The organism is Rhizobacter sp. AJA081-3 (assembly GCF_017795745.1).
Classification (GTDB): domain Bacteria; phylum Pseudomonadota; class Gammaproteobacteria; order Burkholderiales; family Burkholderiaceae_C; genus Piscinibacter.
Genome location: NZ_CP059067.1, coordinates 4,963,376 through 4,985,752, shown reverse-complemented (window position 1 = coordinate 4,985,752; position 22,377 = coordinate 4,963,376). Strand labels below are relative to the sequence as shown.

Genomic DNA, 22,377 nt, shown 5'->3' with positions numbered 1-22,377 from the left:
CCCGGACTCAGCTCACGAACTCTTGCGCACGCGCAGGTACCACTCGCACAACAGGCGCACCTGCTTGGGCGTGTAGCCCTTGGCGACCATGCGGGTGACGAAGTCCTCGTGCTTCTTGGCCTCGTCGGCGCTCGCCTTGGCGTTGAAGCTGATGACCGGCAGCAACTCCTCGGTGTTCGAGAACATCTTCTTCTCGATCACCGTGCGCAGCTTCTCGTAGCTCGTCCACAGCGGGTTCTTGCCCTGGTTGCCGGCGCGCGCACGCAGCACGAAGTTGACGATCTCGTTGCGGAAGTCCTTCGGGTTCGAGATGCCCGCCGGCTTCTCGATCTTCTCGAGCTCTCCGTTCAGCGAAGCACGGTCGAACACCTCGCCGGTGTCGGTATCGCGGTACTCGTGGTCCTGGATCCAGTAGTCGGCGTAGGTGACGTAGCGATCGAAGATGTTCTGGCCGTACTCGCTGTAGCTCTCGAGATAGGCGGTCTGGATCTCCTTGCCGATGAACTCGGCGTACTTCGTCGCCAGGTGCTCCTTGATGAAGGAGAGGTACTTCTGCTCCGTCTCCGGCGGGAACTGCTCGCGCTCGATCTGCTGCTCAAGCACGTACATCAGGTGCACCGGGTTGGCGGCGACTTCGGTGCTGTCGAAGTTGAAAACCTTGGAGATGATCTTGAAGGCGAAGCGCGTCGAGATGCCGCTCATGCCCTCGTCGACGCCGGCGTAGTCGCGGTACTCCTGGAAGCTCTTCGCGCGCGGGTCGGTGTCCTTCAGGTTCTCGCCGTCGTACACAAGCATCTTGGAATACAGCGACGAGTTCTCAGGCTCCTTCAGGCGCGTGAGCACGGCGAACTGGCTCATCATCTTCAGCGTGCCCGGTGCGCACGTGGCGTTGGCGAGCGAGGAGCCGCGCAGCAGCTTCTCGTAGATCTTCACCTCTTCCGACACGCGCAGGCAATACGGCACCTTGACGATGTAGATGCGGTCGAGGAAGGCCTCGTTGTTCTTGTTGTTGCGGAACGCCTTCCACTCGCTCTCGTTGCTGTGCGCGAGCACCACCCCGTCGAACGGGATCGCGCCGAAGCCTTCAGTGCCCTTGAAGTTGCCTTCCTGCGTGGCCGTCAGCAGCGGGTGCAGCACCTTGATCGGCGCCTTGAACATCTCGACGAACTCGAGCAGGCCCTGGTTGGCCAGGCACAGGCCGCCGGAGAAGCTGTACGCGTCCGGGTCGTCCTGCGCGAAGGTCTCGAGCTTGCGGATGTCGACCTTGCCGACCAGCGACGAGATGTCCTGGTTGTTCTCGTCGCCCGGCTCGGTCTTGGCGATACCGACCTGCTTGAGCACCGAGGGATAACGCTTGACGACCTTGAACTTGCGGATGTCGCCGCCGAATTCCTCCAGACGTTTCACGGCCCAAGGTGACAGGATCCGGTTCAGGTAGCGACGCGGAATGCCATATTCCTTCTCGAGGATCGGGCCGTCTTCGGCGGCATCGAACAGTCCCAGCGGCGACTCGTTCACCGGCGAGCCCTTGATCGCGTAGAAGGGCACCTCCTGCATCAGCTGCTTGAGGCGCTCGGCGATCGAACTCTTGCCGCCGCCCACGGGGCCGAGCAGGTAGAGGATCTGCTTCTTCTCTTCCAGCCCTTGCGCGGCATGGCGGAAGTAAGAGACCACCTGCTCGATGGCGTCTTCCATGCCGTAGAACTCGGCGAAGGCGGGATAGAGCTTGATGACCTTGTTGGCGAACAGCCGCGACAGGCGCTGGTCGTTGCGCGTGTCGATGGTCTGTGGCTCGCCGATGGCCTTGAGCATGCGCTCGGCCGCGGTCGAGTAGGCGACCGGGTTGCGCTTGCACTCGGCGAGGTAGTCCTCGAGCGAGAGCTCTTCCTCGCGGGTGCGCTCGAAGCGCGCTGTGAAACTGCTGATCACGTCCATGCCGATCTCCTACGCATCAGGACTGCGGCACTCCAGCGTCAAGCCGGGGTGCCACGAGGGGGGAAGTTCTGATGAAGTCCTACGGGCTCCATCAGAGCTTTCCAGATCGATCGGCGCAATGTCGGGTCAAGCTTGCTGCATCTTGCTCCTGCCGTGAACCCGAAAACAAGGGTGATCACACGGCTGTTTGTCACACACACAGGTTCTGTGCGACTTCAGCAAGTAACGTGCCTCGCAACGGATCGGTTGATAGGCATCTGCCGACTGAGCACGCCGCAACGTGCAAAGTTCCGCAAAGCCGCCGTGGGGCAGACCCTCAGCGAGCGCCGAGGCCGAGCTTGTCGAGCAAGCCGTTCAGTTCGTCGAGCGAGCCGAAGGCGATGGCGACCTCGCCCTGCTCGCCGCGCTTGGTGCGCTTCTTGATGCGGATCTCGACCTTGGCGGTGAGGGCATCGGAGAGTTCTTCCTCGATGCGCGCGACGTCGCGCGACTTCTCGCTGGCCACGCGCAGCAGGGGCTTCTGGCGTGCATGCTGCAGCTTGGTGACCAGCTTCTCGGCCTCGCGCACGCTGAGCTTGCGTGCGACCACGTCGCCGGCCGCCAGGATCTGCTGCGCGCCTTCGAGCGGCAGCAAGGCGCGTGCATGGCCCATGTCGATGTCGCCGGCCATCAGCATCTGCTGGACAGGCTCGCTGAGGTTGAGCAGGCGCAGCAGGTTGCTCGCGGCGCTGCGCGAGCGACCCACGGCCTGCGCGGCCTGCTCGTGCGTCAGGCCGAACTCGTCGGTCAGGCGCTTCAGGCCCTGCGCCTCTTCGAGCGGGTTGAGGTCTTCGCGCTGGATGTTCTCGATCAGCGACATCGCCGCCGCGGCTTCGTCCGGCACGTCCTTGACGAGCACCGGCACCTCGTCGAGCCCGGCCAGCCGGGCGGCACGCATGCGGCGCTCGCCGGCGATGATCTCGTAGCGGCCAGCGGCCACCGGTCGCACGAGGATGGGCTGCATCACGCCCTGCGCCTTGATGCTCTCGGCAAGCTCGTAGAGCGAGCCCTCGTCCATGCGCGTGCGCGGCTGGTACTTGCCGGGCTGCAGCACGGAGAGCTTGAGCGTGGCAGGCGGCGCATCGCCGGCGGGGCGGGGCGTGTCCGACACCTTGGGGCCGAGCAGCGCTTCGAGTCCGAGGCCGAGGCCCTTGGGTTTCTTGGTGACCATGGGGCGGGATTGTCCGCGATCAGCCGGCTTCGCCCGTCAGACCGCGCAGCAGGGCCATCCCCTCGGGCCAGTCGCCCAGCCCGGACTCGCCGCTGATGTGGCCACGCGAGCCGATCTCGATGATGGCGGCGCCCCAGTCGGCCGCCATGCGCTCGGCACGTGGCAGCGCACAGTAGGGGTCGTCGGTGCTCGCCACCACCAGGCTGGCGAAGGGCAGGCGCTCGCGCACGATCGGCCGCCAGTTGAAGAGGTTGGGTGGCATGTCTTCGCGCTCGGTGTCCGGCGGAGCCACCAGCAGCGCGGCGGCGACCCGTGCCGTGTGGCGCGAGTGCGCGGCCCACGCGGCGACCAACTGGCAGCCCAGGCTGTGAGCGACCAGCCTTGCGCCATTCGGGCTGTCGAGCAGCACCTCGTCCAGCCGCGCCATCCAGTCGCCGCGGCGCGGCCACAACCAGTCATCCTGATCGACGCGACGGTGGCCGTGGAGCACCTCCCAGCGGCTTTGCCAGTGCGCGGCATCCGAGTTTAGCCAACCCGGCAGCAGCAGCACGGTCGGCACCTCAGCCCCGTCGAGCGAGGGGTTTGCCTTATCCTTGTCGTTCATTCTTCGGGAATCGTGACATGAAGACCCGCGTGTTCGTCGACGGCCAGGAAGGCACGACCGGCCTGCGCATCCACGAGTATCTCGCGCAGCGTGCCGACGTCGAGGTGCTGCGCATCGATGCCGACAAGCGCAAGGATGCGGGCGAACGCGCCCGCCTGCTCAACTCCGCCGACGTGGCCTTCCTGTGCCTGCCCGATGCGGCAGCCAAGGAAGCCGCCGCCTTGGTCACCAACCCCGACACTTGCCTGATCGACGCCAGCACGGCGCACCGCACCGCCCCCGGCTGGGTCTTCGGCCTGCCGGAACTGGCGCCCGGGCAGCGTGCGGCGCTGCGCGCCACCAAGCGCATCGCCAATCCCGGCTGCCACGCATCGGCCTTCATTCTTCTGCTGCGCCCGCTGGTCGACGCGGGCCTGATGCCGGCCGACCTGCCGCTGAGCGCCACCTCGATCACCGGCTACTCTGGCGGCGGCAAGAAGATGATCGAGCAGTACGAGGCGGGCGGCGACACGCGCCTGCAGTCGCCGCGCCCCTATGCGCTCAAGCTGGCCCACAAGCATCTGCCGGAGATGGCTGCTCACTGCAAACTGGCGTCGCCGCCGGTTTTCGTTCCGATCGTCTCCAATTTCTACAAGGGTTTGTCTGTGAGCGTGCCCTTACATCTATCCCAGCTCCCTGCGGGAGTCACGGCGGTCAGGCTGCACGCTGCATTGGCGCAGCGGTATGCGGGCGAACGCTTCGTTCGGGTGATGCCGCTGTCCGATCCGGCCACGCTGGAAGACGGCTTCTTCGACGTGCAGGCCTGCAACGATACCAACCGCGCCGACGTCTTCGTGTTCGCAAGCGACACGCAGGTGCTGCTGATGTCGCGCCTGGACAACCTGGGCAAGGGCGCCAGCGGCGCGGCGGTGCAGTCGATGAACGTCCACCTCGGCGTGGACGAGGGCCTGGGCCTCTAGCCTCCGCGGCTCAGGCGGCCGACGGGTCGCGCGAGCGGTAGTGGTAGGCGTAGGCGTCGCCGAATCCGAGGCGGTGGTACACGGCGCGCGCCGCGTGGTTGTCGCCATCGACCTGCAGGTAGGCGTGGCGAGCACCGTGCTGGTGCGCATCAAACAGCAGATGGGTGCAGAGCAGGCTCGCGAACCCCCGACCCCGCGCTGATTCGGCGGTGAAGATGTCGTACAGGCCGACGAGGTCGGCCTCCTGGGCAGACTGGCCGCAGGCCACCACCTCGTTTTCCAGCCGCAGCTCGAAGGCACGGAAGGGCACTGGCGACTGCACCAGCCGCTGGCCGTGCGCGAGCCGCTGCGACAGCGGCGAACCACGAAGAGCGCCCACCCGCTGCGCAAACGCCTCCAGCCCGACCGCATGGATCGAGACGCCCTCCGGCAGGCTCTGGGCTGTGATGCCGGCCAGATCCTGCTGGACCATCACCCGGGTGTCGTCGAAGCGCTGCAGCCCCATCGATTCCAGCGTCGCGTCCAGGCCGATCGGCTCACTGAAGGGCGTGATGCGCACGATCAGCGGCAGCTCGGCCTGCGCGTAGACCGGCTCGCACAGCGCCAGCTTGTGCGGCACGGGCATCCGTCCCGCCGCGACCGCATTGATGCAGCGCGCCCGTTTGGCCTTGCCCGGCGACAGGCGCACCAGCCAGCCATCGAGCCAGCGCTGCTGCGGCGGGGCACTGGCGTTCAGCCCGGCGTCCTCGACGCGGGAGAGCAGGTAGGGGTCGAATGTGCGGGCGATGACCGGGTTCATGCGCACGGCGGTCACCGCATCGATTCGATGCGGCGCACCATCTCGCCGGCAAACTCGACGAAGGCCTGGGCACCGCGCGAGCTCGGATCGAACACGACCCCGGGCAAGCCGTAGCTCGGCGCCTCGGCCAGGCGCACGTTGCGCGGGATGACCGAGTCGAACACCTTATCGCCGAAATGCGCCTTTAGCTGCTCGCTGACCTGCTGCTGCAGCGTGATGCGGGGGTCGAACATCACGCGCAGCAGGCCGATGATCTGCAGGTCCGGGTTGAGGTTGGCGTGGACCTGCTTGATGGTGTTGACCAGGTCTGACAGCCCTTCTAGAGCGAAGTACTCGCACTGCATCGGAACCACCACGCCGTGGGCGGCGCACAGGCCGTTGAGCGTCAGCAGGCTCAGCGACGGCGGGCAGTCGACCAGCACGAAGTCGTATTCGGCTTCGACCGCGGCCAGCGCGCCCTTGAGGCGCTTGTCACGCCGCTCCAGCTCGACCAGCTCGACTTCGGCACCGGCGAGTTCGCGGTTGGCTCCCAGCACGTCGTAGCCGGCTTTCTCGCTGCGCTGACGTGCTTCGGCGATCGAGGCGCTTTCCAGGAGGACGTCGTAAACCGTCAGCGCCAGCGACCGCTTGTCGACGCCGGAACCCATGGTGGCGTTGCCCTGTGGATCGAGGTCGACGACGAGCACACGCTGGCCGATGCGCGCCAGGCCGGCGGCCAGATTCACGGTGGTGGTGGTCTTGCCGACGCCGCCCTTTTGATTGGCGATGCAGAAGATTCGGGCCATGGCTGCGGGATGCGGGTCGAGGCGGGCCAAAGCCCGGGAAGAGAGACGTTCCGGATGACCCGGCCGACGACTCAGGAATGTACCAGCCCGGACGCGGGCGGCACCGCCTCGCGCATCCAGACGAGGCAACGTTCGGCCTGCAAGCCCGGCACGGTCAACGGTTCCACGTGAAACACCGTGATGCCGGGAGGCAAACCGACCAGTTCAGCGTCTGGCGTCTTTCCCTTCATCGCGGCCCAGACACCCGTGGGCGCCAGCAACTGGCGGGTCGGAACGACGAAATCGGCCAGCGAAGCGAAGGCGCGCGAGGTGATGAGGTCGAAGGGTGGAGCCTTGAGCGCTTCGATGCGTGTGTGCTCGCCGGCAAGATTTCGCAGGGACAGCTCCGCCGCGACCTGACGGATGAAGGCCACCTTCTTGCCCACGGCGTCCACGCAGCTCACGGACCAGCCTGGCTCCAGCACAGCCAGCACCACACCGGGAAGGCCGCCGCCACTGCCGACATCGAGCAGGCGCTGCTGCGAACCCGCCCCGAGCTGCCGGCGGAAGGGGCCGACCACCGCCAGGCAGTCGGCCAGGTGCTGGGTCAGCATCTGCGCCGGATCGCGCACCGCCGTCAGGTTGTAGGTGGCATTCCAGCGCTGCAGCAGCGAAAGGTAGGCGAGCAGCCTATCCAACGCCACCACAGGCAGCTCCAGCCCGAGCTCGGCGCAGATGCCGCCGAGCGACTCGCGCAGCGGATCAGGCTGCATCAGTGGCCTGGCCGGCGTTGGCGGCGAAACCCTTGAAGCGGCCCTTGCGCAGATGAATGAGCAGCAGGGAGATCGCAGCGGGCGTGACGCCGGAAATGCGCGAGGCCTGCCCGAGGGTCTCCGGCCGATGGCGCGCGAGCTTCTGGCGCACCTCGTACGAGAGCGCGGTAACCTGCGCATAGTCGAGCTCGTCAGGCAGCTTCAAGCCCTCGTAGGCCGCGGCCCGCTCGACTTCCTCATTCTGCTTGTCGATGTAGCCAGCGTACTTGATGCCGATCTGCACCTGCTCGATCACCGAGTCCGACAGGCTCTCGCCCAGTTCGGCACGCAGCGTTTCACGTGAAACAGAGCCTTCCGGCCGACCCATCGCGGCGATGGCTGCCATCTCGGACACCTGGTCAAAAGCGACATTCGGGCGCCGCAGCAGGTCCGCGAGGCTGTATTCATGTTCCAGTGCCTTGCCGACCAGACGCTCGGCGTCGGCCGCCGGCACCACGCCGGGGTGAACCCAGGTCGACTTGAGCCTCTCCGCTTCGCGCGCCACGGCATCCCGCTTGCGGCGGAAGGCATCCCAGCGCGCGTCATCCACAAGCCCCATGCGCCGGCCGTCCTCGGTCAGGCGCAGGTCGGCGTTGTCCTCGCGAAGCTGCAGCCGGAACTCCGCCCGGCTGGTGAACATGCGGTAGGGCTCCGTCACGCCCTTGGTGATCAGGTCGTCGACCAGCACGCCGAGATAGGCCTGGTCACGTCGCGGCAGCCACGGTGCGTCACCTCGCACCTGCAGCGCGGCATTCAGGCCGGCGAACAAACCCTGTGCCGCCGCCTCCTCGTAGCCCGTCGTGCCGTTGATCTGGCCGGCGAAAAACAGCCCGCCGATCGATCGCGTCTCGAAGCTCGCCTTCAGTTCACGCGGGTCGAAGTAGTCGTACTCGATCGCGTAGCCGGGGCGCAGGATGTGCGCGTTCTCCAACCCGACCATCGAGCGCACGGCCGCGATCTGGATGTCGAAGGGCAGGGAGGTCGAAATGCCGTTCGGATAGAACTCGTGCGTCGTCAGGCCCTCGGGCTCGAGGAAGATCTGGTGCGAGTCCTTGTCGGCGAATCGATTGACCTTGTCCTCGATGCTCGGGCAGTAGCGCGGGCCCACGCCTTCGATGACGCCGGTGAACATCGGGCTGCGGTCGAAGCCGGAGCGGATGATCTCGTGCGTTCGTGCATTCGTGTGGGTGATCCAGCAGGGCACCTGGCGCGGGTGCATGCTCAGGTCACCCAGGAAGCTGAACACCGGCATGGGCGCGTTCGACCCCGGCATGCCGTCGCCGGGCTGCTCGGTCAGCCGGCTGAAGTCGATCGAGCGCCCGTCGATGCGCGGCGGTGTGCCCGTCTTCAGGCGGCCTTGCGGCAGCTTCAGCTCCTTCAGGCGAGCCGACAGGGCGACCGCCGGCGGGTCACCGGCGCGGCCCGCCGAGTGGTTCTGCAAACCGACGTGGATGCGCCCGTCGAGGAAGGTGCCGGCCGTCAGCACCACGGATCTGGTCGCGAAGCGAACACCAACTTGCGTCACGACGCCGGCTACATGGTCACCCTGCAGAATCAGATCGTCACACGCACCCTGGAAGAGCCACAAGTTCGGCTGGTTCTCCACGCGCTGGCGGATCGCCGCCTTGTAGAGGATGCGGTCGGCCTGCGCACGCGTGGCACGCACCGCCGGCCCCTTCGAACCGTTGAGGATGCGAAACTGGATGCCCGACTCGTCGGTGGCCAGGGCCATGGCACCGCCCAGTGCATCGACTTCCTTGACAAGGTGGCCCTTGCCGATGCCACCGATCGACGGATTGCAGCTCATCTGGCCGAGCGTCTCGATGTTGTGCGTCAGCAGCAGGGTGGCCGCGCCCATGCGCGCCGCAGCCAGCGCGGCCTCGGTGCCCGCATGGCCACCGCCGACGACGATCACATCGAACTCTCTCGGGAACAGCATCGCACTGCCTAAATTTTGAGCAAGGCGACATTGTAGGCAGTGGGCCCGCCGGCGTCATGCGCCAGGGTTGCTCGGGGCCGCCCGGCACTGGTTTCCCGCACACAATCCGTCCTGATCATGGAATGCCGCCCCGCCTGCGCCGCCTGCTGCATCGCGCCGTCGATCAGCAGCCCGATTCCCGGCCTGCCCGAGGGCAAGCCGGCCGGCGTGCGCTGCGTCCAACTCACCGAAGACTTGCGTTGCGCCGTCTTCGGCCTGCCGCAGCGCCCGGCGGTGTGCAGCTCGCTGCGGCCCGCGCCGGCGATGTGCGGCGGGCACCGTGACGAAGCGATCGCCTGGCTGACCCGGCTCGAAGTCTCCACCGCCCCCGCATGAACGCTCCCACCGACACCGAGATTGCTCAGCTCTCGGAGCTCTACCCGGCACTGAAGGCACTGCCTCCGGCTGTCAGCCAGCGGGCGCTCCATCAGCAGGCGATGTGGGTGTCCGTGCCCGCCGGAGCCGTGCTCTTCGAGGAGCAGGCACCTTGCCAGGGCTTTCCGATGGTGCTTTCGGGCGAGGTTCGCGTGGCCCGCGGGTCCTCGCAAGGGCGTGCCCTGGAGCTGTATCGCGTCGGCCCGGGCGAACTGTGCGTGGTGTCGGCGTCCTGCCTGTTCGGGCAGCACCTGCTCAGCGCCAACGGCGTGGCCACCTCCGCGACGCGCCTGGCCGTGCTCACCCCGCCGGCATTCGACGCCTGCTGCGAACACGAGCCGTTCCGCCGCTTCGTGTTCGGCGTCTTTGCGGACCGCCTGGCCGATCTGATGGCGCTGGCGGAAGCCGTCGCCTTCCAGCGGCTCGACCAGCGGCTGGCGGCCGCGCTGCTCGGCCATGGCGAGGTGCTGCATGCCAGCCACCAGGCCCTGGCTGATGAGCTGGGCACCGTGCGCGAGATGGTGACGCGGCTGCTGCGCCGCTTCGAGCGCTCCGGCTGGCTCAGCCTCGGGCGCGAACGCATCGAGCTGCGCGACGCTGCCGCGCTGCGGCGCCTGGCCGCCGGCGAGGCCCCCGCTGTGTGACTGCAGTCACAGACGGACCCTGACCGCGGCGAGACACTCCTTTCACACCGGCACCTTGAGCCGGCAAGCAAGGAGCTGACATGAAGACGAACGAAGGAACCATCGACCGCGCATTGCGCGTTCTCGCCGGCCTGGTGCTGATCGCGCTGGCCGCCACCGGCACAGTGGGCGTGTGGGGGTGGATCGGACTGGTGCCGCTGGCCACCGGCCTGATCGGCTGGTGCCCCGCCTACACCCTGCTGGGCATCAACACCTGCCCGATGAAGTCGACGAAGTAGAGCGCGCCGGGAGCAGCATCTCCGTGTGGGGGATGTTGTCTTCCAGGTAGTCCTCGCCGACCCGCTGGAAACCGAAGCCGGCGTAGAAGCGCTCCAGGCGCGACTGCGCCGAGATGCGGATGCCTTGCCCAGGGTAGGCGGCCTGCGCGTGTTCGACCGCACGGCGCACCAGTTCGCGGCCCAGCCCGGTGCCGCGCGCCGCGCTCGTGGTGATGACGCGGCCGATCGACGGCTCCACGTACTTCACGCCAGGGGCAACCACGCGTGCATAGGCCAGCGGCTCGCGCTGCTGCGCCGACCATGCGGCGAGGTGAAATGAGTGTTCGTCGACGCCGTCGGCATCGAGATAGGCGCACTCCTGCTCGAGCACGAACACCAGCTGCCGCGCGGTATAGATGTTCTGCAGCTCGTGAACGCCCAGCTCGTCGAAGCGGCACCAGCGCCAGCGCAGTTGCGTGGGTGAATCCTTCATGCCGTGATGATGCCCGAGCCCCGCGCAGGCCACCGCTCAGCGCACCGCGGCGCGGCGCAGCACCCGGGCGACGAAGCCCACACCCAGCAGCGCCAGCACAGCGCACACGCCCAGCGTGATCGCCACCGGTTCGAGACCCAGGGCCTCGCCCTTGAGCACCCGCGTCATCAGGGTGTTCTGCGCCAGCGCCGGCACCCACAGGTGCCAGCGCTCCTCGCCGCCAGGGTTGAGCAGCCCCACCAGCGGCAGCAGCGACACCGCGAGGATCAGCATCGCCGAGCTCGCCTGCGCCTCCTTGACGCTGCGGCAACGGATCGCCACCGCCATCAGCAGCGCCGAGAGCGCCGCGGCGAAGGGCGCGATGATGGCGACGAACCACAGCGCCTCACGCCAGCCGAACTGGAACAGCGCCGCCAGCGTGTCGCTGCGCAGCAGCCACTGCGCCGGGATGAAGCTGAAGCAGCTCAGTACCGCGATCAGCAGCGCCACCGCTGACACCGCCGCCCACTTGCCCAGCACCAGCGACAGCGGCGAGGCCGGGTTCATCAGCAGCGGCTCCAGGGAGCCGCGTTCGCGCTCACCGGCGGTGGTGTCCAGCGCCGCATTGAGCGCGCCGTAGAGCACCGCCATCAGCACGAAGAAAGGCAGCATGCCGGTGATCTGGGTGCCGCGCGTCTGCGGGTTGGCGAGATCCTTCTCGCCCAGCCGCACCGGCTCGAGCAGTTCGCCGGACACGCCGCGCAGGGCCAGCGCCAGCGTGGCGCGCTCGCGGTTGAAGCCGGCCACCAGCCGCTGCAGGCGCCCGCTGCCGGCCTCGCTGCGCTTGTTGGCACTGTCGCTCACCAGCACGAGCACCGGCACCTCGGCACGGCGCAGCGCCGCCTCGAAATCCTTCGGCACCACCAGCACCGGGTCGCCCAGTTCGGAGCTGCGCAGCTTGGCCTCGAAGCCCTCGGGCGCCGGCTTCACCGCGAAGCCCTGGCGCTGCAGATAGTTCACCAGCGTCGGGGCATGCTCGATGCCGTCGAGCACCACTTCGCGCCGCTCGGCGCGCGACTCGAACGAGGCCACGAGGCCGGACAGCGCGATGAGCACCAGCGGCCCCATCAGCACGCTGGACAGCAGCACCACGGCGAGCGTGCGCCGGTCGCGCAGGGCGTCGAGCCACTCCTTGACGAACACGGTCCACGCCGGCCTCATGACTGCCCCTCGTCCGACGGGTACGTCGGCCGATCCCCCAAGGGGATGCGGGCCGGCTTGGGAGCGGCCCGGCGCTCGGCCCGCGTCATGCCGCCACCTCGTCGCCGTAGGCCAGTCGCACGAAGGCCTCTTCGAAATCGCGCGCCCCGGCGCGCGTGCGCAACTCCGCCACCGTGCCTTGCGCCACCGTGCGGCCGTGCGCGACGACGACGACGCTGTCGCACAACCGCTCCACCTCCTGCATGATGTGCGTGGAGAAGACGATGCACTTGCCGCCGCCCGAGGGCGAGGCAAGCCACTGCAAAGTCTCGCGCAGCGCGCGCGTGGCCAGCACGTCCAGGCCGTTGGTCGGCTCGTCGAGCACGATGTTGGCCGGGTCGTGCACCAGCGCGCGCGCCAGCGCCACCTTCATGCGTTCGCCCTGGCTGAAGCCTTCGGTGCGACGGTCGAGCAGCGCGGTGCAGTCGAGCATCTGCGCCAACGCTTCGGCGCGTGCCTGCGCCTCCTCGCGCGCCATGCCCTGCAGGGCGGAGTAGTAGACGATGTTCTCGCGCGCCGTCAGCCGCGGGTAGAGGCCTCGTGCATCGCTGAGCACGCCCATGCGCGCGAGCGCCTCGCGCGGCCGCGCCGCGACGTCGATGCCGTCGACCTCGATGCGGCCCGCGTCGGGGCGGATCAGCCCGGCGAGCATGCGCAGGCTCGTCGTCTTGCCCGCGCCGTTGGGACCGAGCAGGCCGGTGATGCGGCCATCGGCCGCTTCGAGCCGCACATCGCGCACCGCCAGCACCGGCGAAGCGGCGCGGCCGAGCCAGCGGCGCGGCGCTTCGAATGACTTGGCGAGCTGTTCGATGCGGATCACTTCGCTGCCTCCGGTGCGGGAGGCACGAAGGCGCCGGGCCGAGGAATCGCCGTGATGCAGGCGGTGTCGAGCGCGAGCGCCTGAGTGTCGTCGGCTGCGTCGATGAAGCGGTAGAGCAAATCGGGCACACAGCCGCTGGCGAGCAGGCCGTGGCCCGCGTTCGGCACCACCACGTGGCGCGCCTTCGCGCCCAGCGCCTGCACCACGCGCGCCGCATGGCGCGGTGGCGTGGCCGGGTCGATGCCGCCGCTGAGCAGCAGCACCGGCGTGGCTGCGGGCCCGATCTTGTAGAAGGCCTCGGGCACCGCACCGCGTGGCCAGGCGGTGCAGGCCTGCGCATACAGCGGCGCCAGCCCATCGCCGAAGTCGCGTGTGGCGGCAGCGCGGGCCGAGTCCATGCGCGGCGCATCCTCCACACAGATCACCGCGAAATGCATGCCGGTGTACAGACGCGGCCCGCCGCGCCGCGACAGCGCGCCGGCCAGCGCCGCCAGCGCCTCGAAGCGCCCCTGCGATGCCGCGTGGATCGCCGCCGGCAGGGCCGCTGCAAGCGTGGGCACGTACAGCGGCGCGCGCACCGCGCCGAGCAGCAGCTCGCGCGTCAGCGTGAACGACTCGGTCTTGCCGGTGAGCGGGTCGGGCACGCTGACGGCGCGCGGCAGCGACGCCAGCAGCGCATCCCAGGCCTGGCGCAGCAGCGGCCATTCGCGCGCGCAGGCCGCCTCGGCAGCGCAGGCGGTGAAGAGGGCGTCGAGCGCCGCCTGCGCATCGGTGGCGGCGCTGGCGGGCAGCACCATGTCGGGAGGCGCCACGCCGTCGTGCACGCTGCGCCGCACGGCGACGGGGAACTGCCGCTGGTACTCGAGCCCGGCCCGCGTGCCGTACGAGGCGCCGACCAGGTTGATGCGCTCGGCGCCGATCGCCTGGCGCACCGCGTCGAGGTCCTGCATCGCCAGCGTGGTGGTGAAGAAGCCGAGGTCCGCGGCCGAGCGCACGTAGGGCAGCTTCAGCAGCCGCTCGCGGCAGGCCGCCAGCCGGCGCAGCTGTGCCTGAGGGTCGGCCGACTCGGCCAGCGCCACCTCGCGCGGCCCGTCGCAGTCCAGCGGCGCCGAGCGGCCGGTGCCGCGCTGGTCGACGAAGACGATGTCGCGCCGGTTGTTCAGCCGCGCGAACACGCCCATCACCTGCGGCGCCAGCGAGATCGCGCTCTGGCCCGGGCCGCCCGCGAGCAGGAACACCGGGTCGGGCAGCTTGCGCCGCGCCAGCGCCGGCACGACCACGTAGTGCACCTCGATCTGCGGCCCGTCCGGGCGCGCCGGGTCGAGCGCACGCGCCACCGAGCCGCACAGCACCTCGTGCGCCAGGCCGTCGACACGGCAAGGCTGCGCCGGCGCCGCGTGCGTCGGCATCGCCACGCCGGCCCACGCCAGCGCGGTGACGGCGGCGATGGCGCGCAGGGATTTCACGCTTCGCCGAGAAAGCGCTTGAACTCGCCGCTGTCGAGCAGCCGCTTCAGGTCGTCGCAGCCACCGATCAGCACGCCCTTGGCGAAGACCATCGGAAAGGTCGGCCAGCCGGTCCACATCTTCAGAGAATTGCGCACGCGCCATTGGCTGATGTAGCTGCCGTACTCGAGGTACTGGTAGGCCAGGCCGGCGGCGTCGAGCAGCTTGCGCGCGCGTCGCACGAACGGGTTGCCGGCCATGCCGACCACGAGGATCAGGTTGGAGGCGGCAGCCGCCTGCACGTTGTGCACGACATCGGCATGGTGGTTCGCGACGCGGTCGCGGATCGCCGAATGGAGCCGGCTTTCCTCCAGGATGGTGCGGGGCATGGGTCAGGGTCCTCGGGCGCGTAAAGACCCGAGGTTAGCCCAGCCGCGCCATGCCCTTGTTTCAGGTGGCCAGTGCGCCGCTCTGGAAATCGGCCACCGCCTGGTGCAGCTCCTGCACGGTGTTCATCACGAACGGTCCGTACTGCGCGATCGGCTCGCGCAGCGGCGCCCCGGCGACCAGCAGGATCTGCACGGCGCGCTCGCCTACCGGCGCCGTGAAGCGCACACCATCGGCGGCCGCGTCGTTGGTGAGGATCGCCATGTGCTCGCTGGCCACCGTCGCACCGCCCACCTGCGCCGCCGCGCCACCGTACACGTAGGCGAAGGCGTTGTGCCCGGCTGGCAGCGGCACGTCGAACGTCGCGCCCGCAGGCAGCACGATGTCGAGCACCAGAGGCTCCGTGGTCGGCCGCGTCACGGCGCCCGCCACGCCGTGCGTCGTGCCCGCGATCACGCGCACCTGCGCGCCGCCCTCGAGCGCGAACACCGGCACGCCCTGCGGCGGCACGTCGCGGTAGGCCGGCGGCTGCATCTTGTCGCGCGCCGCGAGGTTGACCCACAGCTGGAAACCGGCCATGCGGCCTTCTTCCTGCTCGGGCATCTCGGAGTGGATGATGCCGCGCCCGGCGGTCATCCATTGCACGCTGCCGGGCTCGAGCAGGCCGGTGTTGCCCACGCTGTCGTGGTGGCGCATGCGGCCGGCCTTCATGACGGTGACCGTCTCGAAGCCGCGGTGCGGGTGGTCGGGGAAGCCGCCGATGTAGTCGCTCGCCGCGTCGCTGCCGAAGGCATCGAGCATCAGGAAGGGATCGAGGCGCTGCTGCAGCGGCTGCGTCAGCACGCGGGTGAGCTTGACGCCGGCGCCGTCGGACGTGGGCTGGCCGCGCACCAGGCGCTCGACGCCGCGAGAGCGTGCCACGGTGGCGGGAGAGACGGTGGTGGTGTTCATGCTGTCAATGTAGTGGCCGCCTGCGCGGGATACGAGTCAGCGGATTTGCATGCCGCGCTGAATCGGCTTGCATGGCTGCGAGCGCGGGGATGGGTGTAATGGCATCCTCCCTCACCACGACCCAGGAGTCCCCATGAAGCTCTACTACAGCCCCGGCGCCTGCTCCCTGTCGCCCCACATCGTGCTGCGCGAGTCCGGCCTGGCCTTCGAGCCCGTGCTGGCCAGCACCAAGACGCACAAGCTGCAGGACGGCACCGACTACTACGGCATCAACCCGAAGGGCTACGTGCCGCTGCTCGAGCTCGACAGCGGCGAGCGCCTGTCCGAAGGTCCGGTGATCGTGCAGTACATCGCCGACCAGGTGCCCGCGAAGAATCTCGCCCCGGCCGCCGGGACGATGGCGCGCTACCGCCTGCAGGAATGGCTGAACTTCATCACCAGCGAACTGCACAAGGGCTTCTCGCCGCTGTTCAACCCGGCCGTTCCGGAAGACGCCAGGCCGGTGTTCCGCAAGAAACTGGTCGAGCGCTTCACCTGGGTCGACAGCCAGCTCGCCGGCAAGTCGTACCTGATGGGCGACGAGTTCAGCGTCGCCGATGCCTACCTGTTCACCGTGGCCTCCTGGGCGCCGCACGTCGGCGTGGACATCACCGGCCTGGCCAACCTGTCGGCCTTCTCGGCACGCATGTTCGCCCGCCCGGCCGTGCAAGCCGCGATGAAGGCCGAGGGCCTGCTCAAGTGAGCATGTGACCATGCGTCGGAGCGCGCTGCTGTTCCTGCTCCTGGCGGCTTCGGCCGCCGGGGCGAACACGCCGGCGCCGGGCCGCTACGACGGCCAGTTCTGCGTCACCGTCGCCTCGGACAGCGCCGCCCACTGCGGCCCGGCCGAGGTCGACGTGCTGCGCGACCGCCGGCTGCGCGTGCGCATCAGCGACATCGTCTACCGGCTCAGGCTCCACAGCAGCCAGGTCGAGGTGGTGCTGATGCACGGCACGATGCAGATCGACGAGTTCGTCGCCGCCTACGACTGGGCCGGCACGGTTCTGCAGTTCGACGACATCGACAAGCGCACGCGCTACGAGTTGCGCCTGACGCCGCGCAAACCTGCGCGCTGATTCGCTGGCGCAGGGCACCGTCGCGAAATCCGCCACGGCACTCCGGCACGCGCTCCGGGTAAACCCGCGCGATCACTTATGGGTTCGACAGGGAGACTCGGTGAAGTCTTCGCCCACTCCCATCTTCGATCCATGCAACGACGACATTTCTCGGCCGCCATCGGTGCCTCCATCTTCGCCCCGGGGCTTCGCGCCGCCGAGCAGGGGGTCAGCGACACCGAGGTCGTGTTCGGACACACCGGCATCCTCAACGGCCCGCTGGGCGGGCAGATCAAGGTCATGCTTTCCGGTGCGGAACTGGCTTTCGCCGAGTCGCGCGCCCAGGGTGGCGTCAACGGTCGGCGGGTGCGCGTGGTGTCGCTGGACGACGAGCTCAAGCCCGACCGTGCGATAGCCAACTACGAGAAGCTGCTGGGCGACGGGGTGTTCGGCTTCTTCGGTTGCGTCGGTTCGGCGACCACGGCCGCGGCGGCACCGCTGTTGATGAAGTCCGGCGCGCCCTGGGTGGCCGGATACGCCGTGGCCGACAGTGCGCGCGACAGGCTCAAGGGCTCCGGCTTCTTCGTGCGCGCCACCACCGGCCGCGAGGCGCAGGCCCTGGTGCAGCACCTGACCACCATCGGCGTGACCCGCATCGCGATGGCCATGCTCGACAACCCCGGCGGGAAGGAAGCTGCCGCGCTGGTGGAAGCGGCGCTGGCCAGCCAGAAGCTGCAGGCGGCAGCCTCGGTGGCGATCAAGGGCGACGGCGCCAACATTCCCGATGCGGCGTCCGTATTGGCCAAGGCCGCGCCGCAGGCCGTGATCATGTACCTGGGCGGCGCGCTGCCCGGGCAGTTGATGAAGGCCTCGTGGGCGCTCGGCTACAGCCCGATGTTCTACGGCATGTCGATCGTGGCCGGCGAGGTCACCGTCAAGGTGGCCGGCGAAAAGGCCCGCGGCCTGGCCATCTCGCAGGTGGTGCCGTACCCCTGGAGCGAGTCCGACCCGACGACGCGCGAGTACCGCCGCCTGGCCGAGGCCGCCAAGGTGCCGGTGGGCTACTACAGCTTCGAGGGTTACCTCAACGCGCTGGTGCTGCTCGAGGCGCTGCGGCGCAGCGGCCGCGAACTGACACGGCCGCGACTGCTCGCCACGCTGCGCGGCATGAAGATGCGCGTGGCCGGCGTCGACCTCGACTACGCCGCCAACGGCGTCACCGGCTCGCGCTTCGTGGAGCTGGTGCAGGTCACGCACGAAGGCCGCTTCGTGCGCTGAACGGGCTCGGCGCCACGGCCGATCTCAGGCCGACGAGCCGGGCTTGAGCACCCCGTCGCATAGCGTGCGCGAGTCGCCGGCAGGCAGCTTGGCGCACACCGCGTCGAGCTGCCGCTGCAGGCGCTTCATCACGTCGCCGTGCGCGCCGCCCTTGGCCCAGCCCGAGAGGTGGCCCCCGATGCGCTGCAGCGAGCGGCCGCTGCGCGCCTCGAAGGCGTCCGGCATGGCGGCCGCTTCGTCGAACAGCTGAGCGGCCACACGCTCGACGCGCGGCGCATCCTGCGGCGACAGCTCGACCAGCATGCCGAGGTAACGCGCGCCCCACTGCAGCCGCGTCGCCGGGCCTTCGCTCTTGTCGAAGGCCTGCGCGTTCCAGTCCAGCGCCGCGGCCTTGTCGCCGCGCTTCTTCGCGTTGTCGGCCAGGTCGGCCATCAGGTAGTAGGGCGAGTGGCTCTTCGCCAGGTTGGCCTGGAGCAGCGCGTCGGAGTCGTCCATCAGCCCGGCCTGCTCGAGCGCCCAGGCTGCGGTGGTGATCACGGCCTGGCGCTCGTAGCCGTCGGTGATCTCGCGGTCGAAGCGTGCCGCGAGATCGCGCACCTCGGTGCGCAGCGCCGCGGGCGTGGCGGCGGTCTTGTCCTGGCCCGGCGCCTCGAGCTGCGAGAGCTGCACCCGCGCCACCAGCGCCATCAGCCGGTCGGCACGCGACAGCGAGCTGTCGGCCTGCAGCCCCACCAGCGCACTGCCGAAAGCCGCGAGCAGCGCCTTGCGCTCCGCGGAGCCGGCCGCACTGAGTGCGCCGGCCAGACCGGCCGCGCTGTTCGTCAGCACGTCCATGTGGCGCCGCGACTGCGCGGCATCGGCCAGCAGGGCCAGCACCGGCGCGCGCTGCGCGGCCGCATCGGCCACCGGGCCGGCCTGGCTGTCGGTGGCGGCGAGCGCCTTCAGGCGCAGGCGCATCGCGCTGTCGGCATGCGCGGCGGGGCAGGCCTGCGCCAGCTCCCTGAGCAGCGGTGCCACGCCGCCCGCGCCGGCAAGCTGCTGCTGATCGGTCTCCCACGAGTAGTAGGCCAGCAACCGCCAGTCGGCCTCGACCAGCCCCTGGCCGCCGGCGCGCGCTTGCGCCAGCACCGCCTTGGCCGAGCGTTGCGCAGACATCGACAGTGTCAGCACCTCGTTGTACTGCTGCGCATCGACCTCGCCGGGCAGCCGCGTCAGCTCCTGGCCGCCGCGGTCGAACACCACCATCGTCGGGTAGCCGCGCACCGCGAAGCGCGTGCCCAGCTTCTGCGCGCCCGGCTTGTCGCCGTCGACGTACACCGCCACGAAGGCCCGCGAGCGCTCGATGAAGTCCTGGCGGTTGAACAACGTGGCCTGCAGCTGGTTGCACGGCGGACACCACTTCGCGCCCCAGTAGACGAACACCGGCTTGCCCTCGCCGCGCGCGCGGGCGAAGGCGGCGTCGACCTCGGCATCGCTGGCCGCGCGCACCCAGGCGATGCCGCCGTCGGCAGGCGCCGCCAGGGCCGTGGTGGCGGGTGGCGCGGGTGGCGCTGCGGTGGCCACATCGCGCTTCGAGCAGGCGGCCAGCGCAGCCACCGCCAGCACGGTACACAGGATCGGCGCGGATCGGTTCATCGGCATCCCCGGACGTTCGGCCCAGTGTGACGCATCAGGGCGCGCGCCGCACGCCATCGAGCTTCTCGCACAGGCCGCGGATGCCCTCGGGCAAACGGTCCGAGGAGCGGTGCAGCGTGTCCGGATCGACCACCAGCAGCGCACCGCGGCGCGTGGCCGAGAGCTGCGTCAGCCGGCGCCAGGTGTCCAGGTGGTCATGCCCCTCGGCGCCGGCCCGCGCGGTGACGATGGCGTCCGGGTCCTGCGCGACCACGGCCTCTTCGCTGACCGTGGGCGTCAGCGGCGCCAGCGTGCCGAACACGTTGCGCGCACCGCAGATTCCCAACGCCTCGCTGATCAGGTGTCGGTCATTGATGGTCAGCAGCGGCCGGTGCCAGATCTGATAGAAGACGCGCAGGGTCGCTCGCCCTGCATAACGCTGGCGCAGGGCCTGGAGCTCCTGCTCGAAGCCGTCGGCGCGCGTTGTCGCGGCCGCTTCGGTGCCGGCCAGCCGCCCGAAGCGGCGCAGCGTCGACGCGATGTCCGCCAGCCGGCCCAGCTCGCTCGCATAGACCGGGATGCCCAGCGTGGACAGGCGCTGCAGCTGCTGCGGCGAATTGCCGTCGCGCCAGACCACCAGCAGGTCGGGCTTGAGCGCCAGGATGCGTTCGAGATCGAGCATCGCGGCATCGCCCACGCGCGGCAGGGCCTTGGCTGCCGCCGGGAAGTCGCTGTACGCGCCCACGCCCACCACCTGCGCACCGGCGCCGGCGGCGAACAGCAGCTCGGTGAGGTGCGGCGCCAGGCTGACGATGCGCTGCGCCGGGCGGGCCAGGGTGATCGTGCCGCCGGCGTCGTCCTTCACCTGCACGGCCGCGGAAGCGGGGCCGGCCATCGCGCCGAACAGCAGGCCCACGAGAAGCAGGGCGCGCCGCATGCTCAGTCCGCCACGAAGACGGTGCGGTGGCCGAAACGTTCGCCGGCCACCGGGTGGCCGAAGGCGGCGCTGAGCACGACTTCGTTCATCGTCGATTCGGCCGGGCCCTGGCGCAACATGGTGCCCGGGCCGAGCACCAGCGCGTGGGTGGCAAACCGCGCGGCGAGATTCAAGTCATGGATCGACATCACGATGGCACGGCCACGTTCGCGCGTGAGCCGGCGCAGGTGGTCGAGCACCGTCACCTGGTGGTGCAGGTCGAGGTGAGCCACCGGCTCATCGAGCAGCAGCAACGGCGGATCCTGCGCGAGCAGCGCGGCGATGCCCACGCGCTGGCGCTCGCCGCCGGACAGCGTGGTCACGTCGTGATTGGCCAGCGCGTCGAGGTCCATCGAGTGCAGGGCGGCGCGCGCCACGCGGCGGTCGGCGGCGCTCTCCCAGGCCCAGCGGCCCAGGTGCGGATGGCGGCCGAGCAGCACCACCTCGAGCGCGGCGGCGCTGAAGGCATCGTGCTGCGTCTGCGGCAGCAGCCCGCGCAGGCGCGCCAGCTCGCCGGGCGGCCAGCCGGCCAGCGTCTTGCCCTTGATCGACACCGTGCCCGCCTGCGCAGGCCGCAGCCCGGCCAGCGTGTGCAGCAGCGTGGTCTTGCCGCTGCCGTTGGAGCCCATCACGCACCAGAGTTCACCACCGCGCACCTGCAGGTCGAGCGACTCGATCAGCGTGCGCGGCCCGGCGGCCACGCGCAGGCCCTGCGTCTCCAGCAGCAGCTTGGCCGCGGTCACCGTCGGCCTCCGCGGTGCAGCAGCAAGGCGATGAAGGTCGGCACACCCAGCAGCGCGGTGATCACGCCCACCGGCAGCTGCTGCGGCGCCACCACCGTGCGCGCCAGCGTGTCGGCCAGCAGCAGCAAGGTGCCGCCGGCCAGCGCGCAGGCCGGCAGCAGCACGCGCTGGTCATTGCCAGCCACCAGGCGCAGCGCATGCGGCACCACCAGGCCGACGAAGCCGATCGCCCCGCCGGTGGTCACCGCCACCGCCGTGGCCAGCGAAGCCAGCAGGTAGACGGCGCGGCGCAGCCGGACTACCGACACGCCCAGCGCCTGCGCACTGGCGGCGCCGCGCAGCAGCACGTTGAGTTCGCGCGCCAGCGGCCACGCCGCCAGCAGCAGCGCGGCCAGCACGGCGAGCGGCCAGCCGGAAGCGTCGCTGCCGCCCAGGTCGCCGGCCAGCCAGAACAGCATGCCGCGCAGGCGCGCTTCCGGCGCCAGCATCAGCAGCAGGGTGATCACCGCCGACCACAGCGCCGCCAGCATCACGCCGGTGAGCAGCAGGCGCGGCGCGCTCTCCAGCCGCGCGGTGGTGTCCACGCGCGACAGGTCACGCTGCGCCAGCGCGAAGACGAGCACGATGGTGATCAGGGCCCCGGCGAAGGCGCCCGCATTGACGAGCAGCGCGCTTCCGGCCAGCAGCAGCGCGAGCAGCGCGCCCACCGCCGCGCCGCCGGAGATGCCCAGCACATAGGGGTCGGCCAGCGGGTTGCGCAGCAGCACCTGCATCAGCGCGCCGGCCACCGCCAGCAGCCCGCCCACGCCGAACGCTGCCAGCGCGCGCGGCAGGCGCAGCGTATTCAGCACCTGAGAGGCGCTGCCGCCGTCGGGCTGCCAGAGCAGGCGCAGCACGTCGGCAGGCGCGATCGCCAGGCTGCCGCTGGCCAGCGCGAGCAACATCGCTGCGCCGGCGAGCAGCGCCAGCAGCAGCCAGAGTTGCAGTGCGCGGACCATGG

24 protein-coding genes are annotated in these 22,377 nt (G+C 69.7%); 7 read left to right on the top strand and 17 right to left on the bottom strand.

The annotated features are described in order from the left end of the window. Positions 1-12 precede the first annotated feature (12 nt). The 3 genes from HZ992_RS23560 to HZ992_RS23550 form a co-directional block, all read right to left on the bottom strand. Positions 13-1,935, bottom strand: a complete 1,923-nt coding sequence (locus HZ992_RS23560; RefSeq protein ID WP_209384262.1) for a PrkA family serine protein kinase — start codon at positions 1,933-1,935, stop codon at positions 13-15. A 316-nt stretch (positions 1,936-2,251) separates the two neighbouring features. Continuing rightward, the gene (locus HZ992_RS23555) at positions 2,252-3,145 is read right to left on the bottom strand and encodes a ParB/RepB/Spo0J family partition protein (protein ID WP_209384261.1); all 894 of its coding nucleotides are present in this window, start codon (positions 3,143-3,145) and stop codon (positions 2,252-2,254) included. Positions 3,146-3,164: 19 nt separating this feature from the next. Then, positions 3,165-3,749 (bottom strand): RBBP9/YdeN family alpha/beta hydrolase, encoded by a 585-nt coding sequence (locus tag HZ992_RS23550; RefSeq protein WP_209384260.1) that lies wholly within the window; start codon positions 3,747-3,749, stop codon positions 3,165-3,167. 17 nt (positions 3,750-3,766) lie between these two features. On the opposite strand from HZ992_RS23550, the gene argC reads away from it, so the two are divergent. Further along, positions 3,767-4,708, top strand: coding sequence for an N-acetyl-gamma-glutamyl-phosphate reductase (gene argC, locus HZ992_RS23545; protein WP_209384259.1), 942 nt, complete (start codon positions 3,767-3,769; stop codon positions 4,706-4,708). Positions 4,709-4,718: 10 nt separating this feature from the next. Here argC and HZ992_RS23540 read toward each other — a convergent pair whose 3' ends face one another. The 4 genes from HZ992_RS23540 to mnmG all read right to left on the bottom strand — a co-directional run bounded on the left by HZ992_RS23540 (position 4,719) and on the right by mnmG (position 9,022). Then, on the bottom strand, positions 4,719-5,522 hold the full coding sequence (locus HZ992_RS23540) for a GNAT family N-acetyltransferase (RefSeq protein ID WP_209384258.1): 804 nt from the start codon (positions 5,520-5,522) through the stop codon (positions 4,719-4,721). After that, the gene (locus tag HZ992_RS23535) at positions 5,519-6,292 is read right to left on the bottom strand and encodes a ParA family protein (RefSeq protein ID WP_209387290.1); all 774 of its coding nucleotides are present in this window, start codon (positions 6,290-6,292) and stop codon (positions 5,519-5,521) included. Before HZ992_RS23535 ends, HZ992_RS23540 begins: the two co-directional genes overlap by 4 nt. A 71-nt stretch (positions 6,293-6,363) precedes the next feature. Further along, positions 6,364-7,044, bottom strand: coding sequence for a 16S rRNA (guanine(527)-N(7))-methyltransferase RsmG (gene rsmG, locus HZ992_RS23530; RefSeq protein ID WP_209384257.1), 681 nt, complete (start codon positions 7,042-7,044; stop codon positions 6,364-6,366). Next, positions 7,034-9,022 (bottom strand): tRNA uridine-5-carboxymethylaminomethyl(34) synthesis enzyme MnmG, encoded by a 1,989-nt coding sequence (gene mnmG, locus HZ992_RS23525; RefSeq protein ID WP_209384256.1) that lies wholly within the window; start codon positions 9,020-9,022, stop codon positions 7,034-7,036. The genes rsmG and mnmG overlap by 11 nt, the downstream gene beginning before the upstream one ends. 117 nt (positions 9,023-9,139) lie before the next feature. Between mnmG and HZ992_RS23520 the strand changes: the two genes are divergently transcribed. The 3 genes from HZ992_RS23520 (at position 9,140) to HZ992_RS23510 (ending at position 10,358) form a co-directional block, all read left to right on the top strand. Continuing rightward, complete coding sequence (locus HZ992_RS23520) at positions 9,140-9,397, top strand: YkgJ family cysteine cluster protein (RefSeq protein ID WP_209384255.1); 258 nt, start codon at positions 9,140-9,142, stop codon at positions 9,395-9,397. Beyond that, positions 9,394-10,080 (top strand): Crp/Fnr family transcriptional regulator, encoded by a 687-nt coding sequence (locus tag HZ992_RS23515; RefSeq protein ID WP_209384254.1) that lies wholly within the window; start codon positions 9,394-9,396, stop codon positions 10,078-10,080. Before HZ992_RS23520 ends, HZ992_RS23515 begins: the two co-directional genes overlap by 4 nt. A gap of 80 nt (positions 10,081-10,160) precedes the next feature. Beyond that, positions 10,161-10,358, top strand: a complete 198-nt coding sequence (locus tag HZ992_RS23510) for a YgaP family membrane protein (RefSeq protein ID WP_209384253.1) — start codon at positions 10,161-10,163, stop codon at positions 10,356-10,358. Here HZ992_RS23510 and HZ992_RS23505 read toward each other — a convergent pair. The 6 genes from HZ992_RS23505 to HZ992_RS23485 form a co-directional block, all read right to left on the bottom strand. After that, positions 10,327-10,830 (bottom strand): GNAT family N-acetyltransferase, encoded by a 504-nt coding sequence (locus tag HZ992_RS23505; RefSeq protein ID WP_209384252.1) that lies wholly within the window; start codon positions 10,828-10,830, stop codon positions 10,327-10,329. The genes HZ992_RS23510 and HZ992_RS23505 overlap by 32 nt on opposite strands. 36 nt (positions 10,831-10,866) lie before the next feature. Beyond that, positions 10,867-12,030, bottom strand: coding sequence for an ABC transporter permease (locus HZ992_RS23500; RefSeq protein WP_209384251.1), 1,164 nt, complete (start codon positions 12,028-12,030; stop codon positions 10,867-10,869). 85 nt (positions 12,031-12,115) lie between these two features. Continuing rightward, positions 12,116-12,889, bottom strand: coding sequence for an ABC transporter ATP-binding protein (locus tag HZ992_RS23495; RefSeq protein ID WP_209384250.1), 774 nt, complete (start codon positions 12,887-12,889; stop codon positions 12,116-12,118). Next, entirely contained in the window at positions 12,886-14,355 is a 1,470-nt protein-coding gene (locus tag HZ992_RS23490) for an alpha/beta hydrolase (RefSeq protein WP_245213268.1), read from the bottom strand. Before HZ992_RS23490 ends, HZ992_RS23495 begins: the two co-directional genes overlap by 4 nt. After that, on the bottom strand, positions 14,352-14,723 hold the full coding sequence (locus HZ992_RS25945) for a glutaredoxin domain-containing protein (RefSeq protein ID WP_245213266.1): 372 nt from the start codon (positions 14,721-14,723) through the stop codon (positions 14,352-14,354). The genes HZ992_RS23490 and HZ992_RS25945 overlap by 4 nt, the downstream gene beginning before the upstream one ends. A gap of 61 nt (positions 14,724-14,784) precedes the next feature. Further along, on the bottom strand, positions 14,785-15,672 hold the full coding sequence (locus HZ992_RS23485) for a pirin family protein (RefSeq protein WP_209384248.1): 888 nt from the start codon (positions 15,670-15,672) through the stop codon (positions 14,785-14,787). A gap of 133 nt (positions 15,673-15,805) precedes the next feature. Between HZ992_RS23485 and gstA the strand changes: the two genes are divergently transcribed. From gstA to HZ992_RS23470, 3 genes are all read left to right on the top strand, one after another. Beyond that, complete coding sequence (gene gstA, locus HZ992_RS23480) at positions 15,806-16,414, top strand: glutathione transferase GstA (RefSeq protein ID WP_209384247.1); 609 nt, start codon at positions 15,806-15,808, stop codon at positions 16,412-16,414. Positions 16,415-16,424: 10 nt separating this feature from the next. Next, on the top strand, positions 16,425-16,787 hold the full coding sequence (locus HZ992_RS23475; protein ID WP_209384246.1) for a hypothetical protein: 363 nt from the start codon (positions 16,425-16,427) through the stop codon (positions 16,785-16,787). A gap of 132 nt (positions 16,788-16,919) precedes the next feature. Further along, a complete protein-coding gene (locus HZ992_RS23470) occupies positions 16,920-18,044 on the top strand; it encodes an ABC transporter substrate-binding protein (protein ID WP_209384245.1) in 1,125 nt (374 codons plus the stop codon). A gap of 24 nt (positions 18,045-18,068) precedes the next feature. On the opposite strand, the gene HZ992_RS23465 is transcribed toward HZ992_RS23470, so the two are convergent. Genes HZ992_RS23465 through HZ992_RS23450 form a run of 4 tightly spaced genes read right to left on the bottom strand, consistent with a single transcriptional unit; the run spans position 18,069 to position 22,375 of the window. After that, positions 18,069-19,679, bottom strand: coding sequence for a thioredoxin family protein (locus HZ992_RS23465; protein ID WP_209384244.1), 1,611 nt, complete (start codon positions 19,677-19,679; stop codon positions 18,069-18,071). A 34-nt stretch (positions 19,680-19,713) separates the two neighbouring features. Further along, the gene (locus HZ992_RS23460) at positions 19,714-20,595 is read right to left on the bottom strand and encodes a cobalamin-binding protein (RefSeq protein WP_209384243.1); all 882 of its coding nucleotides are present in this window, start codon (positions 20,593-20,595) and stop codon (positions 19,714-19,716) included. A gap of 2 nt (positions 20,596-20,597) precedes the next feature. Further along, on the bottom strand, positions 20,598-21,377 hold the full coding sequence (locus HZ992_RS23455) for an ABC transporter ATP-binding protein (protein ID WP_209384242.1): 780 nt from the start codon (positions 21,375-21,377) through the stop codon (positions 20,598-20,600). After that, a complete protein-coding gene (locus tag HZ992_RS23450; RefSeq protein ID WP_371816768.1) occupies positions 21,374-22,375 on the bottom strand; it encodes a FecCD family ABC transporter permease in 1,002 nt (333 codons plus the stop codon). Before HZ992_RS23450 ends, HZ992_RS23455 begins: the two co-directional genes overlap by 4 nt. Positions 22,376-22,377: the final 2 nt, after the last annotated feature.

Coding starts and splice junctions, on each gene's coding strand:
- HZ992_RS23560 (WP_209384262.1), bottom strand. CDS start 1,935: ATGGACGTGATCAGCAGTTTCACAGCGCGCTTCGAGCGCACCCGCGAG.
- HZ992_RS23555 (WP_209384261.1), bottom strand. CDS start 3,145: ATGGTCACCAAGAAACCCAAGGGCCTCGGCCTCGGACTCGAAGCGCTG.
- HZ992_RS23550 (WP_209384260.1), bottom strand. CDS start 3,749: ATGAACGACAAGGATAAGGCAAACCCCTCGCTCGACGGGGCTGAGGTG.
- argC (WP_209384259.1), top strand. CDS start 3,767: ATGAAGACCCGCGTGTTCGTCGACGGCCAGGAAGGCACGACCGGCCTG.
- HZ992_RS23535 (WP_209387290.1), bottom strand. CDS start 6,292: ATGGCCCGAATCTTCTGCATCGCCAATCAAAAGGGCGGCGTCGGCAAG.
- rsmG (WP_209384257.1), bottom strand. CDS start 7,044: ATGCAGCCTGATCCGCTGCGCGAGTCGCTCGGCGGCATCTGCGCCGAG.
- mnmG (WP_209384256.1), bottom strand. CDS start 9,022: ATGCTGTTCCCGAGAGAGTTCGATGTGATCGTCGTCGGCGGTGGCCAT.
- HZ992_RS23520 (WP_209384255.1), top strand. CDS start 9,140: ATGGAATGCCGCCCCGCCTGCGCCGCCTGCTGCATCGCGCCGTCGATC.
- HZ992_RS23515 (WP_209384254.1), top strand. CDS start 9,394: ATGAACGCTCCCACCGACACCGAGATTGCTCAGCTCTCGGAGCTCTAC.
- HZ992_RS23510 (WP_209384253.1), top strand. CDS start 10,161: ATGAAGACGAACGAAGGAACCATCGACCGCGCATTGCGCGTTCTCGCC.
- HZ992_RS23505 (WP_209384252.1), bottom strand. CDS start 10,830: ATGAAGGATTCACCCACGCAACTGCGCTGGCGCTGGTGCCGCTTCGAC.
- HZ992_RS23500 (WP_209384251.1), bottom strand. CDS start 12,030: ATGAGGCCGGCGTGGACCGTGTTCGTCAAGGAGTGGCTCGACGCCCTG.
- HZ992_RS25945 (WP_245213266.1), bottom strand. CDS start 14,723: ATGCCCCGCACCATCCTGGAGGAAAGCCGGCTCCATTCGGCGATCCGC.
- HZ992_RS23485 (WP_209384248.1), bottom strand. CDS start 15,672: ATGAACACCACCACCGTCTCTCCCGCCACCGTGGCACGCTCTCGCGGC.
- gstA (WP_209384247.1), top strand. CDS start 15,806: ATGAAGCTCTACTACAGCCCCGGCGCCTGCTCCCTGTCGCCCCACATC.
- HZ992_RS23475 (WP_209384246.1), top strand. CDS start 16,425: ATGCGTCGGAGCGCGCTGCTGTTCCTGCTCCTGGCGGCTTCGGCCGCC.
- HZ992_RS23470 (WP_209384245.1), top strand. CDS start 16,920: ATGCAACGACGACATTTCTCGGCCGCCATCGGTGCCTCCATCTTCGCC.
- HZ992_RS23465 (WP_209384244.1), bottom strand. CDS start 19,679: ATGAACCGATCCGCGCCGATCCTGTGTACCGTGCTGGCGGTGGCTGCG.
- HZ992_RS23460 (WP_209384243.1), bottom strand. CDS start 20,595: ATGCGGCGCGCCCTGCTTCTCGTGGGCCTGCTGTTCGGCGCGATGGCC.
- HZ992_RS23450 (WP_371816768.1), bottom strand. CDS start 22,375: ATGGTCCGCGCACTGCAACTCTGGCTGCTGCTGGCGCTGCTCGCCGGC.